Raw genomic sequence first — 13,900 nt, 5'->3', positions numbered from 1 at the left:
CTACTACCCTTGGTCCCGTGACTATTCGCCTGTACGACACCAGCGCCCGGCAGATCCGTGACTTCTCCCCGCTCACGCCGGGCTGCGTCTCGATCTACCTCTGTGGCGCCACCGTGCAGGCGGCACCGCACATCGGGCACGTCCGGTCGAACCTCAACTTCGACATCATCCGCAGGTGGTTCACGTACCGGGGGTACGACGTCACGTTCGTGCGGAACGTGACGGACATCGACGACAAGATCATCAACAAGGCCGGTGAGCAGGGCCGTCCCTGGTGGTCCATCGGCTTCGAGAACGAGCGCGCGTTCAACGACGGTTACCGCGCGCTCGGCTGCCTCCCCCCGACGTACGAGCCCCGCGCGACCGGCCATGTCACCGAGATGGTCGAGATGATGCGCACGCTCATCGAGCGGGGGCACGCGTACGAGGCCGACGGCAGCGTCTACTTCGACGTCCGCTCCTGGCCGTCGTACCTCGAACTGTCCCGGCAGGACCTGGACGAGATGCGGCAGCCGGACGAGTCCGGGATCACCGGCAAGCGCGACCCCCGCGACTTCGCGCTGTGGAAGGCGACGAAGCCCGGCGAGCCCGACTGGGAGACGCCGTGGGGGCGGGGGCGGCCCGGCTGGCACCTGGAGTGCTCGGCGATGGTCCGCAAGTACTTGGGCCCCGCGTTCGACATCCACGGCGGCGGCCTGGACCTGATCTTCCCGCACCACGAGAACGAGATCGCCCAGTCGAAGGCGGCCGGCGACGACTTCGCGACGTACTGGCTGCACAACGCGTGGGTCACCATGAGCGGCGAGAAGATGTCGAAGTCGCTCGGCAACTCCGTGCTGGTCTCGGAGATGGTCAAGCAGTGGCGGCCCATCGTCCTCAGGTACTACCTGGGTACGCCTCATTACCGATCCATGATCGAGTACAGCGAGGAGTCGCTGCGCGAGGCCGAGTCCGCGTTCGCTCGGATCGAAGGGTTCGTGCAGCGGGTCGTGGAGAAGGCGGGCGGGGTGGTCGAGCCGGCCGCCGAAGTTCCGCCCGCGTTCGCCGAGGCCATGGACGACGACTTCGGCGTCCCGCAGGCCCTCGCGATCGTCCACACCACCGTCCGCCAGGGCAACAGCGCGCTCGCCGCCGACGACAAGGAGGGCGCGGTCGCCCGCCTCGCGGAGGTCCGGGCGATGCTGGGAGTCCTGGGCCTCGACCCCCTCGACCCGCACTGGGCGGGCGAGTCGGACCGGGGCGAGGACCTCCACGGCGTGGTCGACAGCCTCGTACGGCTGGTCCTGGACCAGCGGGAATCGGCGCGGGCGCGGAAGGACTGGGGGACGGCAGACGCGATCCGCGACCAGTTGGCGCAGGCGGGGTTGGTTGTTGAGGACGGCCCGCAGGGACCACGCTGGGGGCTGGCACCCCGCTGACGTTGCAGTTGGCGGTGCCGTCGGGTTTTTAGGGGCGCGGGGAACTGCGCGACCAGCCCCGACGGCGCCGCACCCACAAGACGACACGAGCCGCCCCCATCCCGCACACTGACAGCAGCACTCATACATTCGTACGGAAACAGGTAGGTCATGGCAGCCAACAACCGCCGCATGTCCGGCAAGAAGGGCGCGCAGGTCGGCAGTGGCGGCCAGCGACGCAAGGGTCTGGAGGGCAAGGGCCCGACCCCGCCCGCCGAAATGCGCAAGAAGCACAAGGCGAACCGCATCGCGAACGCCAAGGCGAAGCAGATCGCGCGCCGCCCCGTGGCCCGCCGAGGCGGCAAGGGCACGTCCGAGATGGTCGTCGGCCGCAACCCGGTCGTGGAGGCGCTGCGCGAGGGCGTCCCCGCGTCGACCCTGTACATCCAGCAGTTCATCGACAACGACGAGCGCGTCCGCGAAGCGCTCCAGCTCGCGGCCGAGCGCGGCGGCATCAACCTCATGGAGGCGCCGCGCCCGGAGCTGGACCGCATGACGAACGGCCTGAACCACCAGGGCCTCGTCCTCCAGGTCCCGCCGTACGAGTACGCGCACTCGGAGGACCTCGCCGCCGCCGCGTACGACGCGGGCGAGGACCCCCTGATCGTCGCGCTCGACGGCGTCACCGACCCCCGTAACCTCGGTGCGGTCGTCCGTTCGGTCTCGGCGTTCGGCGGCCACGGCGTGGTCGTCCCGGAGCGCCGCGCGGCCGGTATGACGGCGGGTGCGTGGAAGTCGTCCGCCGGTACGGCCGCCCGCACGCCGGTCGCCCGCGTGACGAACCTGACGCGGGCCCTGGAGGCGTACAAGAAGGCCGGCGTCACGGTGGTCGGCCTCGCGGCGGACGGCGAGTCGGAGGTCGGCACGCTGGCGGCGCTGGGCGGGCCGGTGGTCATCGTCGTCGGGAGCGAGGGCAAGGGGCTGTCGCGGCTGGTGGGCGAGACGTGTGACTATCGCGTCCGCATTCCCATGCCGGGCGGCGCCGAATCGCTCAACGCCGGTGTGGCTGCGGGGATCGTGCTGTACGAGGCGGCGCGCCGACGGGTGTAGTACTCGTCATCCGTACGGGGTAGTCCTGGGGTTTGACGCTGTCCGGACACTTCCGGTGAGTCAAGGCAGTGTCCTAAACACAAGTCACTCGGTTAGATGAGTGTGGACACCAGAACACCCCGTACACCCGCGGGGGACCGCCAGTCGGGATTCGCCTCAGGACTCGACGACGGTCCCGCACTGAGCATGGTGAAGGTGCCGAGCGATCCGGCGCAGGTCATCGTCACGCACGCCTCGTTCCGTGTGCAGCTGGGAGCGTCGTCGCGACGCCAATCCCCCAGCATCGCGCGGCACTTGAGCGCGTCCGAGAGCACCGCGCGGATGCCCGCAGGCAGCAGTGGCGGCAGCCCGGCGCGGCGCCGCGCCGTCGTCTGGAGCGGGCACTCCGCGCCGGACGACACCGGTGCGCACCGCCTCCTCCAGGCGGTCCGCGCCGGCAGCGTGGGCCACGCCGAACAGCCCTCCTCCGCCGACGCGGGCGCCACCCAGGTCATCCCCCGCGTGGAGGCCGAGGACCTCGTCGAGCGGACGATGGAGACGCCCCTCGTCGGCGCCCAACGCACCCGCGACAACCGGCTGTTGCCGCACATGCAGGCCGTCGACAGCGTCTACGACGAGCCGTCGTACGCGCCCCCGCCGTACGACGGGTACGACTCGCCGCGCGAGCGGGTCCCCGGCGATCCGGCGCGGCACGCGTACTACCCCGGCCGCCGGCTGAACCTCGGCGTCGTCCTGCTGCCGCTGCGCATCTTCCTCGGCTTCCTCGCGGCGTACGCGGGGATGGGCAAGCTCTGCGACCCCGTCTACTTCGACGGCGGGAAGCGGGGGTCGATGGTGAAGTGGCTGAACACGCTGCACCCGTGGGAAGTGGCTGAGCCACTGCGCCAGTTCGCGTTGCACCACCCGGTCGGCTCGGGCCTCGTGATCGCCTTCCTCCAGGTCGTCGTCGGCGTGCTGACGATCCTGGGGTGCTGGCAGCGGGTCGCGGCCGTGGTGGGCGCGGTGCTGTCGGCCGCGCTGATCGTGACGGTGAGCTGGAAGACCGTGCCCGTCTACGACACCCCCGACATCATCAACCTCGCCGCGTGGTCGCCGCTGATCATCGCGGGGGCGCCGGTGTACTCGGTGGACGGGCGGCTCGCGTCCGCCGCGTGGCGCCGACTCGGGCCCCGGGCTCCGCTGTGGCAGCTGCGCCGCTACACGCTGCGGCGGGGTGCGCTGGTCACCTCCATCGTCGTAGGGCTGACGCTCCTGTTCGGCTCGCTCCTCGGTGCGGCCGTCCGTGACGCCGACCGGGTGGTCGTCCCCGGCCCCGGCGAGGCGCCGCGCAACGAACTCCCCGGCTCCCCGCTGCCGAGCGCCTCCGGCAAGGGCAAGCACGGCTCCCGCCCGAGCGGCGAGGCAACCTCCTCGCCCACGACGGAGGGCACGACCTCGACGCCGTCGACACAGGCCCGCCAGGACGAGCCGACGTCCACACGCGACACGTCCAACTCGCCCAGCCAGACGCAGGGTTCGTCCTCGGACGACACTCCGTCGAAGAGCACGACGCCGGTGCAGGAGGCACCGAGCACGACGTCGTCGGGGCCGTCGTCGGGGGGTAGTTCGTCGTCCAGCGGGTCGTCCGACGGGGGCGCGTCGTCGGGCGGGAACGAGAACCTGGTGGGCGGCCTGCTGGGGTAGGTCTGCTGCTCGGTACGACGATGGGCCGGGACGGTCACACTCCGCGCGCGGGGTACCGCCCGGCCTTCACGTCGTCGACGAACACTTGCCACTGTTCAGCTTCGAAGCGCAGCGCGGGACGCTGGACGTCCTTCGAGTCACGGCATCCGACGCCGTCGGCCTGGAACCGGGCTTCTACGCAGCCGCCCGCCTCGCCGCTGTAGCTGCTCTTGAACCATCCCAACCTGCTTGTGCGCATGCACCGTCTTCCTCTAAGAGTCGAGCTGTCCTGCCAAGTCCCGGATCAGGGACTGGGACTGGAGGGGGCTGCTTGCCACGGAGCAGAGGCGGTCGAATGCCTCACCGTAGTACTTGATGTCACTCGGCTTCTCCAAGTAGCTCTGGCCCATGTGGTTTTCCAATGAGACCACCTCCATGACAGAGGGCTTCGGGAAACGGTAGATCATAAAGGGGTACGGCCCTCCCCGGTATGCCCCTGCGGAAAAAGGCAGTACCTGCAACGTCACGTTCGAAAGCTCCGACAACTCGACCAAATACCGCAACTGGTCCAGCAGGACAGCCCGTCCGCCGTACTCATGTCGCAGCGCGGCTTCGCCGATGACGAGCCACGTCTCCAGCGGACGCTCGCTGCGGGTGAGGGCTTTCTGTCGCTCCATCCGGACCTGGACGCGCGCCTGGCGGACTTCACTGAGCGGACCAGGTTCGCCGCCACCGACAACCGCTTCCGCGTACGCACGCGTCTGAAGCAGGCCATGCACCAACCCCGCCTCGAATCCCCGCAGATGAGAGACGTCCTCCTCCAGCCCGACCAAGTCCAGGAAATCGTGCGCGAGTTTGTCCTCCAGGTCGCGCCACCAACGCCGTTCACGGCTCTCGCGGGCCAGTGCCAGCCAACCCGCCCGCTCCTCCGGGTCCTTGATCTCGTACAGGTCGAGCAGCAGCTTCAAGTCCACCTGGCGGATGCCTGATTCGGCTTTCTCTATGCGGCTGATCTTCGACGGGTCGCAGCTCAGGACCTCGGCGGCGTGTTCGAGGTGGAGGCCGCGGTCGGAGCGCAGCCGACGGAGGTTGGCCGCGAGAACGCGGCGGCGGACGGTAGGGCGTTGCACGACAGCCATGGTCTTCCCTCTTCTCCGGGCTCGGGGCGCTGGGGGGACGGTGCCTTGCCAGGGGTCGAACCCGCAAGCGAAAAGGCGTGACCTTCACTCGTCCTAGTGAACAACTTAGTTGTTCCGCTTGCGACTTGAGTTCGCGGTGGCTCATGCTACCGAGCAACCCAGGCACCCGATGCAGCGGGAGGCAAGCGCATGTCCCGAGTGGAGTGGTCCGTCACGCTCGTCAACGACGACCAGGCCGCAGGCCGGGCCCGCCGGGTCATACGCGATGCCATGGCCGCCGGGGAGTACGACGCGGAGGTGACCGACGCCGCCGTACTCGTCGTATCGGAACTCGTGACGAACGCGACGCGGCACGCCCCCGGCACCGCCCGCGTGGAAGTCCGGTTCACGGTGACCGATGAGGAACTCGTCGTCGAGGTGTACGACGGGAACCCCGGCCGGCCCGTGCGGCGAACCGCCCCCGCCGACGCCGAGTGCGGCCGAGGACTGGACATCGTCGAGGCCGTGACCGCCGAGTACGGCGGCTGCCTCGGCGCCCGGACCGCCGGACGCGGCAAGTACGTCTTCGCGACGCTGAAACTCACCCCCGTTCCCTCGCCCTCCGGAGGCCCCCGATGAGACTTCTCAGGTTCCGCGCCCCCGCCGTACGCTCGTACCGCCGCTGGTTCAACCACTCCCGTACGTGCGGGAGTTGCGCGGGAACCAGCCGATGCGGGACGGGCCAGAACCTCTGGGACGCCTACCGCGACGCGCGCGCGAAGCACGGACCCCGGTGAACACCGAGGACCCCCACTGCCGGGACGCCGAGCCCCGCGACAGCGGCGTACCGGGCGTCCGTCACCCATGCCTCACGACGGCGGGATCGGTCAGCTCGGGATCCGCGTGTCCTTCGACCACCTCGCGGGCCACGTCCTTCAGCGGTCGCTGACCTGAGCGGGCGTGTTTGCGCAGAAGACCGAAGGCTTCGTCCAGGGACACCCCGCGGAGAGTCGACAGCACTCCCTTGGCCTGTTCGATGACCACGCGGCTGGTCAACGCCTGTTCGAGCTGGGCGGTGAGCGTCCGGCTGCGGTCGGCCTCGCGGGCGCGTTCCAGCAGGACGGCGGTGAAGTCCGCGAGCGACCGGCCGAGAACCAGCGCCGCCGGGGGCAAGGCATGCCGTGCGTCGGACAACAGGACGAACGCACCGATCGTTTCGCTGTTCTCGCGCAAGGGGAGGGCCGCGACGTGGGTGTAGCCCAGCCGCAGCGCCTGTGGGGTGTAGTGAGGCCATCGCTGTCTGGTGGGACGGCTGTCGAGAGCCATCTCGGTCCAGGTCCCTGCGCCTGCCTGGTGGCAGTCGTGGCCGGGGCCCTCCTGCCATCCGACGGCCTCGCGTTCCAGGCGGGACACCTGGGGGTTGGAGCCCGCCACATGCACCGCGTCGTAGCCCTTCGGAGCGAACACCACGGCTGCGGCACAGGTGCCGAGCAGGACTGGCGCACGGTGCGCGAGGACGGAAAGGGGCCCGGGAACGCCCGCCGAATCGTCCGCTGTACTGCTGGCCAGGGCCACGAACGCGTCGGCCAGCCGCTGGTCGGGCGTCATCATGTCTCTTCCTCAGATGAGTTTGCGGTCTCCGTGCAGGATCTGCCGGGCGACGACGTCGGGAGAGACCTCCTCGGCGAACGCCCGGGCCTTGATGAGTGCAAGTGCGTCGGCGATGGAGCAACCGATCTGTTCGGACAGCGCGCCGACCGCCTGGTGCACGGTGGCTCGCACGCTGGTTCCACCGTAGAGGTCCGGGTCGGCGTCGGGGTCGAGCAGCACGATGTGGGTGAGGACCTCGGCGATCTCGGCGAGGCGGGCGGGCCTCACGTCTGCGGGACGAGGGTTGAGAACCGTCAGTGACCCGATACAACCGTCCTGCGTCCGCAACGGTACGGCGGCCACCGAGTTGATGCCCAGCGGGATCAGGGAAGCCCCGTACTCCGGCCAGCGCGCCTCGATCTCGGGCCTGGACACATGCATCGGACGATGTCCCGCGGCCGCGGCCCGACCCGGACCTTCACCGAGGACGTATTCCAGGTCCTGAGCCGTACTCGACAGGTGGTCGGACACGGCGACCGCGAGCTGGTTCCGATCGGCGTCGAGCAGTGCGATCGCCGCACTGTCGGTTCCACACGCCTCGGCGACCACCGTCATGAACCGGGGCCGGGTACCCCGGTCCCCGGCCCAGGCCGTCGCGCGGAGGGCGAAGCTGTCCTGGAGGCGGGCCGAGGCGCGATGGCACTCGGCGGTTCTGCGGTGTGTCCTCGCGATATGGCTATGGATCTCCTGGCCGGGCTTCGTCGCCAGCAGTTCGTGCCGCTCGGCCGCCTTCTCCGCCCGGTCCGCGCGCTCACGGGCCAGCGCGGCACGCCGCCGTGCGACCGCTGCCAGACCGAGGTCCGCCCTGTGCCCCTCCGGGTCCATGAGCCAAGGCTACGCTGCGGAGTCAGTCGGCGACATCGTTTCGGCCCTCTTCCATCATCAGGACGACACCGCCGTGGTTCCCGCCGAACGGGGAGAAGAACACGTCGCAGTTGATGGGCCGGCCGATGCGGCTCAGGGCCTCGACGCCGACCGGGCCGGAGCGGCTGCGGGTCTCCATGCACCGGTCCACGACGGGCCGCAGCTCCTTCGTGGGCAGCCCGAAGTCCAGTTCGAAGAAGGGCTGGCCCATCACCTCGTCCGCGCGCAGCCCCCACAGGTCGACGGCGCCCCGGTTCCAGCTCTTGACCTTCAGGTCCCTGCCCAGGACCACCACACCCGCCGCGATGCTCGTCAGAACCGCCTCCAGGAACGCCCTGGCCTCGTCCAGTTCGTCCGTGCGGATGCGCATCTCCTCGTTCATCGTCTCCAGCTCCTCGTTTCCGGACTGGAGTTCCTCGTTGGTGGTCTCCAACTCCTCATTGGTGGACTGGAGTTCCTCGTTGGTGGTCTCCAGCTCCTCGATACTGGACTGGAGTTCCTCGTTGGTGGTCTCCAACTCCTCATTGGTGGACTGGAGTTCCTCGTACGCTGTCTCCAGCTCCTCCCGGACCCTCTTGACCTCGGCCTTCAGATGCGTGGCGACAGTCACGTCGGTGAACGAGATCACGGTGGCGACGTGCAGCCCACTGGGTCCGGAGAGCGGCTGGATGAGGATGTCGTAGTACTGAACGCTCTCGCCCGTCCGGCGCTCGACCCGGTTCGCCCGGAGGGTCCGGCGCTCGTGCATGGACTGGTCGATCAGGGAACGGAGTTCGACCGGCCGGTAGGAGACTTCCAGGTCCTGGAAGGGACGGCCGATGTCGCCGGTGGTCAGGCCGAGCTGGGTCCTCGCCTGGTTGTTCACCGTCACGACGGTTCCGTCGCTGTCGAGGGCGATCAGCGGAGTGGGCCCGGCGTCGAGTACGAGGTCGCGCAACTGGCGGGCGCGCGCCGCCGACTGTACCTCGGCGCCTGCGCCTGTCCTGATCTTCAAGGGCGCCGGATGGTAGGTCGGCCCGTTGTTGCCGGCCCTCCGTCGGAAAACACGCTGACGCATGTTCACCACTTCGAAGCGCTCACTGTCGTTCAGGAGCATCTCGGCCTTGCCGAGGAAGAGGAAGCCGCTGGGGCGCAGAGCGAAGTGGAAACGGTCGACGATCTGCGTCTGTGCCTCGACATTGAAGTACATCAGCGTGTTCCGGCACACGAGCAGGTCGAGCCGGGAGATCGGGGCGTCACGGGTGATGTCGTGCCGCCCGAAGATCACCCGACGTCGCAGATCGGGGCGGAAGCTGAACTGCGCGCTGTTCTGTTCGAAGTATTTGTCCCGCACCTCGGGGGAAAGCGATTCCAACGACTTCGCCGTGTACAGGCCGGACCGGGCCTCGCGCAGCGCTTCCTCGTCGACGTCCGTGGCATAGATCTTGACGCGGCGCAGGCACAGGGCTCGATCAAGTTCCGTGAGTGTCCGGGGTGTTGGTGATGCCCAGGATGGCGAGTGCTCGTTCGGGTTCGTGGCGGATGGCGCGGGTGGTCTTGGCGATGTTGTCGGCTCCGAGGATCTTCAGGGTGCCGATGGCGAGGTTGCGGATGGTGGCCATGGCGCGGGGCGTGGTGCCGGCGTGAATGGTCGAGGCGTCCTCGGCGAACGTGACGTCTCGGATGTAGTGGGAGGAATTTTCGATTCCCCAGTGCCCGCGAATGGCGGTGGCGAGGTCGGCGGGGCGGGTTTGGTGGGCGGCGAGGCTGGTGACCGCGTAGACGTTCTCGCGGGTTTCGGGCCGACCGGTGGGCTTGCGGCGGCGGTGGACCCGGATGGCGAGGTGGGCGTGGGGGAAAGCGATGCCGCCGAGGTTGTCGGCGATGGCGCAGGTCTTGATCGAGCGGGACTCGCGGCGGCCGTGGGCGGTGGCGGAGGTGGTGTGCTGGACCTTGATCGACGTCCAGGGCAGGGCGGCGAGCTGGGCGTAGGCGGTGGGCTGGTTGGTCTTGATGACGGCGATGTAGTGGGCCTTCTTCGTCTCGGCCAGCCAGGTGATGTTGGCCTTCACCGAGTGGAGGGCATCGAAGGTGACGACGGTGCCGGCGAGGTCGAGTGGCGCCAGCAGGGGCTTGAAGTGGCGCACTTCGTTGGTCTTCGCACCGACCTCGACCTGGGCAATCGTGGCGACGCGGTCGTGGGTGACCGCCGAGAGCAGGTGACGGCGCGGCGCGGCCAGGCGGGCTGAGCCCCTGAGGGCCTTGCCGTCCACGGCGATGACCTGCCGCGATCGGGCCTCGGGCACTTCCGCGGACGCGGTGATGCGGTGCCGGTCGGCCAGGTAGGCGCCCACAGCCTGGTCCAGGGCGTCGCCGTCAAGTGCCGAAAGAACGCGTCCGAGAGTGACCGGCCTGGGGCTGCGCCGCCAGCCGAGCAGGTGACGGCGTACCCCGAGGGATGCCAGCAGCGAGTTCGTGGCCCGCTCGCCGAACTCGGCGAGCTCGTCGATGCTCTTCGCTCCGCAGACGGCCGCGCAGGCACACACCAGCAAGATCGCCGTCAGCGAGTACCACCGGCCCCGGCGCGAGCGCGGATCCGGAACCGATTCGAGGTAGGGACGCAGGTCAGCGATCCGGTCCGCATCCAGCGGACCCAGCTTCTCCAGCACGGCAGGGATAGGGGAAGATGCAACAGCAGGCACGGGACGTCCTCGTGATCATCTGGCTTCGACACCACAATGATCACGAACCCCCGTGCCTGCTCTGCTGTCCGCCCCTACCGGCCTGATCGCCAACCCTCCACGCAATCACGGAACTTGACGGAGCCCTGCGTCTGTGTGACGGACACGGGAACGAGGCCCCCCACGAATCCGTCCGGCCCGCGTATGTCCGGGGCACCGGCGCTGACACCGGCCACTTCCCTGGGGCCGCTTCCCCTTTTCCCATCGGCGGGTGAGCACGGACGATCTCCGCCTGACCGGGTATCGACGCGTGCTGATGCCGCCGAAGTGGCCAGGCAGGCAGGGCCACCCGGCCCTGGAATCGGGGCCGGGCGGTGCTGCCCGCCGGGCCGTCCGGCTCCTGTCCGGCGGAGCTGCGGAGCGGAAGTCTGGTGGACGGGAGGTATGCGGCGAAGGCACCAGGCGGACCCGTGTTCCCCGGAACCGGGAGGGCCAGTGCTTCGCCCGGGGCGGTCCGGACAGAGTCGGCGCTGTCGGGACCGCGGCGGCTATGGGCGGGAGCTCGGCCGCCGGGTGTCCGCACATGCGCGGGCACCCCCTTCCTCTTCCTCACCACGGGCGCCCTGCACCACTGGCACAACAGGCTGTGGGCCGGTACCGGACGGTTCGCGTACTGCCGCCGTCACTGGGTCGGGTATAGCGTGGTCGGAGGGGCCTTCGAGTGTTTCACCGGCTGCGGCCGGTGGAGGGTTACCGGCCCCGTATCTTTCGGCCCCCTGTCCCCGGGCCGCAGTGACTGTCTGAACCACTGCGAGGGGGCTGGAGCCGCATCGCCGACAACGTGGCTCCAGCCCATCGTCGTTCCCCGCCCTGTTCGAGGCCGGGGTGTACTCGTGTACGCCCCGGGTGGGGTGGTGGGGACGGGTCGGTGTGAGACGGCGGGGAGGGGACCTCGGTGCCGTCCTCACGCTTTGACGAGTTTTCGGCGGTGAGAAACAACGACACCGGGGCGGCGTGGCTGCCGCCACCTCTGCCGGTACGGCTTTCGCCGGCGCCCTACAAAGCTGTCTCAGGCGGATTCGACGGCGTCCGGTGGCCCTACTCCCGCGATCTCATCGCCGAACTCCTCACCATCGCAACGGCCCACTCCGAAAAGCCACCTCCCAAGGCGCCTCGCAAGACCTTCCTGGATCAGAACGAGATTCCCCGGTTCCAAGTCCTGAGCCCTACCATCCAGGATCCCCGGCAGACGGGCCGGACTCCCGGGTACGCGGGCTGGTCCTGCCGGACACCACGCCGGCGGCGAAGGCCTCCGGGCTCCCCGGCCGCCCCATGCCTCTCCCCGCCGACAACGGCTGAACGCCCCTGGGTGGAACCGGACACTCCGGGGACCGTTCGGCCCAAGCGGCGGGCGCGCTCGGCAGGGGATGCTGGACACATGACGGACCCGCGGTCCGCACCGCGCTCCGCGCCCCTCTGGTGACAGCGCGGCTGTCACGACGGCCCGGGCACCCGGACAACGTGCCGGTGCCCCTCCGTGGCTCACGCGCTGCCGCCTCATCCCCCGTCCCCGGGACCTCGCGCGACACCGACGCGGTCCTCAACCTGAGGAGCAGCACATGGGAGTCCTCGTCTTCCTTCTGGTCGTCGTCGCCGTTCTTGCCGTCCTGGCACTCGCGATGGCCGTGAAAATCGTCAAGCAGTACGAGAACGGCGTGCTGTTCCGCTTCGGCCGTCTGGTGGGAACCCGCGATCCGGGGCTGCGGATCATCATCCCGTTCGTCGACGTCCTGCACCGGGTGTCACTGCGGATCGTCACCATGCCCATCCAGTCCCAGGGCATCATCACCCGGGACAACGTGAGCGTGGACGTGTCGGCGGTCGCCTACTTCCGGGTGGTCGACGCGGTGAAGTCGGTCATCGCCGTAGAGAACGTCCACGCGGCGATCAACCAGATCGCCCAGACCACCCTGCGGAAGGTCGTCGGCCGGCACACCCTCGACGAGACGCTCTCCGAGACCGACCGCATCAACCTCGACATCCGCCAGATCCTCGACGTCGCCACCGTCGAATGGGGCGTGGAGGTCACCCTGGTCGAGCTCAAGGACATCCAGCTGCCCGACAGCATGAAGCGCGCCATGGCCCGCCAGGCCGAGGCCGAGCGGGAGAAGCGGGCGAAGATCATCAACGCCGAGGGTGAGTCCCTGGCCGCCGCCGCGCTCGGCGACGCCTCCGACACGATGATGGCCCACCCCCTGGCCCTCCAACTGCGCAACCTGCAGAGCCTGGTGGAGATCGCCGTCGACAAGAACAGCACCGTCGTCTTCCCTGCCCCCCTCATGAGCACCATCGGCGAACTCGGCTCCTTCCTCGCCCGCGAGACAGCGGCAGCCTCCACGGCCACGGTGCCGCCCGCCGAACTCCCCGCCAAGACGATCCCTGCCCCGGCATCGAACGGCGTACCCGAGACCGTGTGACCGGCGGTCGGAGACCGTGTGACCGGCGGTCGCAGAAGCGCCGGCCGGTCACGCGCCACGGCCGGGCAACGACTCTGAGACCAAAGGCCCTTGACGTACGAACGCGTTGGATGGCCGAGCCACGCATGTCAAGCGGATGCGCTGAAAATCGCCCCATCGAGTGAACCTCGCTTGCAGGGAATCTTTTGTCATACAAGCGATAGCAATGGGGCATACGCTGGGCGCCTGTTGCCGCCCCAGTCCCTGGTGGTGAAAATGCGTCCCCGCTCCCGGTCGTATCGGGCAGCCGGGCTCACCGGGGGTAACGCCGTGCAGCATGACAACAGCGCATGGCCCGTCGGGTACATCCACACCCACCAGGTCAGCGGAGTCACCGTCATCGAGTTCCGCGGCGAGATCGACATCGCCGCCGCCCAGCACATCCTGCCGGACCTGGACACGGCGACAGCCGCTCCCGGGCAAACCGTGGTCATCGACCTGACTCCGGTGGAGTTCTTCGACTGTTCCGGACTGCGACTGCTGTGCCACGCCGAACGGCGGGTCACGGAGCGGAGCGGATGGCTGCTGCTCGTCTGCCCCCAGCCGATGATCCTGCGGATCCTGCACGCGGGAAACCTCAACGGCCGGTTCACCCCACTCGCCGCGCTGGAAGAAGCCCTGGCACTCGCCGACTCGGAATCGGAAGCCACAGGGTGATGCCCAGCGCGCACAGGATCGGACCGGACGGAAAAGAAGCGGGACTCGGTCGGTCCGATGCGTCCAGGCACTCTACGGCCAGGTCCCTGACCCGGGTCTCCTCGGCGTCGAGTTGTCGTCCAACCCACGAACAACGTAGGACCTGCTGAGGTTGAACTCGCAGTGGTGGGTGGGGGGCCGACGCTTCATGATCGTTGCGGTAGGCCGGAGCTATGCGCATGAACCGCCCCGCGTGGGCAGCAACCCGCAAGATCGGGCCCCCATTG

General features: G+C 69.0%; 13 protein-coding genes. 7 read left to right on the top strand and 6 right to left on the bottom strand.

What is annotated here, in order from left to right:
• Positions 1-17 precede the first annotated feature (17 nt).
• The 3 genes from cysS to J8M50_RS05040 all read left to right on the top strand — a co-directional run bounded on the left by cysS (position 18) and on the right by J8M50_RS05040 (position 4,190).
• Positions 18-1,418, top strand: coding sequence for a cysteine--tRNA ligase (cysS, locus tag J8M50_RS05050; protein WP_010358448.1), 1,401 nt, complete (start codon positions 18-20; stop codon positions 1,416-1,418).
• A 150-nt stretch (positions 1,419-1,568) separates the two neighbouring features.
• The gene (gene rlmB, locus J8M50_RS05045; protein WP_010358447.1) at positions 1,569-2,507 is read left to right on the top strand and encodes a 23S rRNA (guanosine(2251)-2'-O)-methyltransferase RlmB; all 939 of its coding nucleotides are present in this window, start codon (positions 1,569-1,571) and stop codon (positions 2,505-2,507) included.
• A 96-nt stretch (positions 2,508-2,603) separates the two neighbouring features.
• A complete protein-coding gene (locus tag J8M50_RS05040; protein WP_075662825.1) occupies positions 2,604-4,190 on the top strand; it encodes a DoxX family protein in 1,587 nt (528 codons plus the stop codon).
• Positions 4,191-4,224: 34 nt separating this feature from the next.
• On the opposite strand, the gene J8M50_RS05035 is transcribed toward J8M50_RS05040, so the two are convergent.
• Together J8M50_RS05035 and J8M50_RS05030 are read right to left on the bottom strand one after the other, a co-directional pair.
• Positions 4,225-4,428, bottom strand: coding sequence for a DUF397 domain-containing protein (locus J8M50_RS05035; RefSeq protein ID WP_010358445.1), 204 nt, complete (start codon positions 4,426-4,428; stop codon positions 4,225-4,227).
• Positions 4,429-4,441: 13 nt separating this feature from the next.
• Positions 4,442-5,308, bottom strand: coding sequence for a helix-turn-helix domain-containing protein (locus J8M50_RS05030; RefSeq protein ID WP_010358444.1), 867 nt, complete (start codon positions 5,306-5,308; stop codon positions 4,442-4,444).
• 189 nt (positions 5,309-5,497) lie between these two features.
• Between J8M50_RS05030 and J8M50_RS05025 the strand changes: the two genes are divergently transcribed.
• Both J8M50_RS05025 and J8M50_RS05020 read left to right on the top strand, forming a co-directional pair.
• Positions 5,498-5,926 (top strand): ATP-binding protein, encoded by a 429-nt coding sequence (locus J8M50_RS05025; protein ID WP_010358443.1) that lies wholly within the window; start codon positions 5,498-5,500, stop codon positions 5,924-5,926.
• Positions 5,923-6,084: a hypothetical protein gene (locus J8M50_RS05020; RefSeq protein ID WP_158002829.1), complete on the top strand. Its 162-nt coding sequence runs from the start codon at positions 5,923-5,925 to the stop codon at positions 6,082-6,084. Before J8M50_RS05025 ends, J8M50_RS05020 begins: the two co-directional genes overlap by 4 nt.
• A 61-nt stretch (positions 6,085-6,145) precedes the next feature.
• Here the strand turns inward: J8M50_RS05020 and J8M50_RS05015 are convergent, their stop codons facing one another.
• Genes J8M50_RS05015 through J8M50_RS05000 form a run of 4 tightly spaced genes read right to left on the bottom strand, consistent with a single transcriptional unit; the run spans position 6,146 to position 10,449 of the window.
• Complete coding sequence (locus tag J8M50_RS05015; protein ID WP_010358442.1) at positions 6,146-6,898, bottom strand: GAF and ANTAR domain-containing protein; 753 nt, start codon at positions 6,896-6,898, stop codon at positions 6,146-6,148.
• Positions 6,899-6,907: 9 nt separating this feature from the next.
• Positions 6,908-7,762: a GAF and ANTAR domain-containing protein gene (locus tag J8M50_RS05010; RefSeq protein WP_010358441.1), complete on the bottom strand. Its 855-nt coding sequence runs from the start codon at positions 7,760-7,762 to the stop codon at positions 6,908-6,910.
• Positions 7,763-7,784: 22 nt separating this feature from the next.
• The gene (locus J8M50_RS05005; protein ID WP_223786285.1) at positions 7,785-9,224 is read right to left on the bottom strand and encodes a CheR family methyltransferase; all 1,440 of its coding nucleotides are present in this window, start codon (positions 9,222-9,224) and stop codon (positions 7,785-7,787) included.
• Between the two features lie 28 nt (positions 9,225-9,252).
• Entirely contained in the window at positions 9,253-10,449 is a 1,197-nt protein-coding gene (locus J8M50_RS05000; protein ID WP_079187963.1) for an ISAs1 family transposase, read from the bottom strand.
• A gap of 1,631 nt (positions 10,450-12,080) precedes the next feature.
• Here J8M50_RS05000 and J8M50_RS04995 point away from each other — a divergent pair.
• The gene (locus tag J8M50_RS04995) at positions 12,081-12,938 is read left to right on the top strand and encodes a slipin family protein (protein WP_010355765.1); all 858 of its coding nucleotides are present in this window, start codon (positions 12,081-12,083) and stop codon (positions 12,936-12,938) included.
• 309 nt (positions 12,939-13,247) lie between these two features.
• The gene (locus J8M50_RS04990) at positions 13,248-13,634 is read left to right on the top strand and encodes an STAS domain-containing protein (RefSeq protein ID WP_010355764.1); all 387 of its coding nucleotides are present in this window, start codon (positions 13,248-13,250) and stop codon (positions 13,632-13,634) included.
• Positions 13,635-13,900: the final 266 nt, after the last annotated feature.

The organism is Streptomyces acidiscabies, assembly GCF_020010905.1.
In the GTDB taxonomy this organism is placed as follows: Bacteria; Actinomycetota; Actinomycetes; order Streptomycetales; family Streptomycetaceae; genus Streptomyces; species Streptomyces acidiscabies.
The sequence above is the reverse complement of the archived record's forward strand: the minus strand, read 5'-3'. Positions and strand labels throughout refer to the sequence as shown.

Bases quoted from the DNA above. Each gene is read 5' to 3' on its own strand.
- J8M50_RS05010 (WP_010358441.1), bottom strand. From the start codon at position 7,762: ATGGACCCGGAGGGGCACAGGGCGGACCTCGGTCTGGCAGCGGTCGCA.
- J8M50_RS04995 (WP_010355765.1), top strand. From the start codon at position 12,081: ATGGGAGTCCTCGTCTTCCTTCTGGTCGTCGTCGCCGTTCTTGCCGTC.
- J8M50_RS05025 (WP_010358443.1), top strand. From the start codon at position 5,498: ATGTCCCGAGTGGAGTGGTCCGTCACGCTCGTCAACGACGACCAGGCC.
- J8M50_RS05020 (WP_158002829.1), top strand. From the start codon at position 5,923: ATGAGACTTCTCAGGTTCCGCGCCCCCGCCGTACGCTCGTACCGCCGC.
- J8M50_RS05040 (WP_075662825.1), top strand. From the start codon at position 2,604: ATGAGTGTGGACACCAGAACACCCCGTACACCCGCGGGGGACCGCCAG.
- rlmB (WP_010358447.1), top strand. From the start codon at position 1,569: ATGGCAGCCAACAACCGCCGCATGTCCGGCAAGAAGGGCGCGCAGGTC.
- J8M50_RS05015 (WP_010358442.1), bottom strand. From the start codon at position 6,898: ATGATGACGCCCGACCAGCGGCTGGCCGACGCGTTCGTGGCCCTGGCC.
- J8M50_RS05035 (WP_010358445.1), bottom strand. From the start codon at position 4,428: ATGCGCACAAGCAGGTTGGGATGGTTCAAGAGCAGCTACAGCGGCGAG.
- J8M50_RS05030 (WP_010358444.1), bottom strand. From the start codon at position 5,308: ATGGCTGTCGTGCAACGCCCTACCGTCCGCCGCCGCGTTCTCGCGGCC.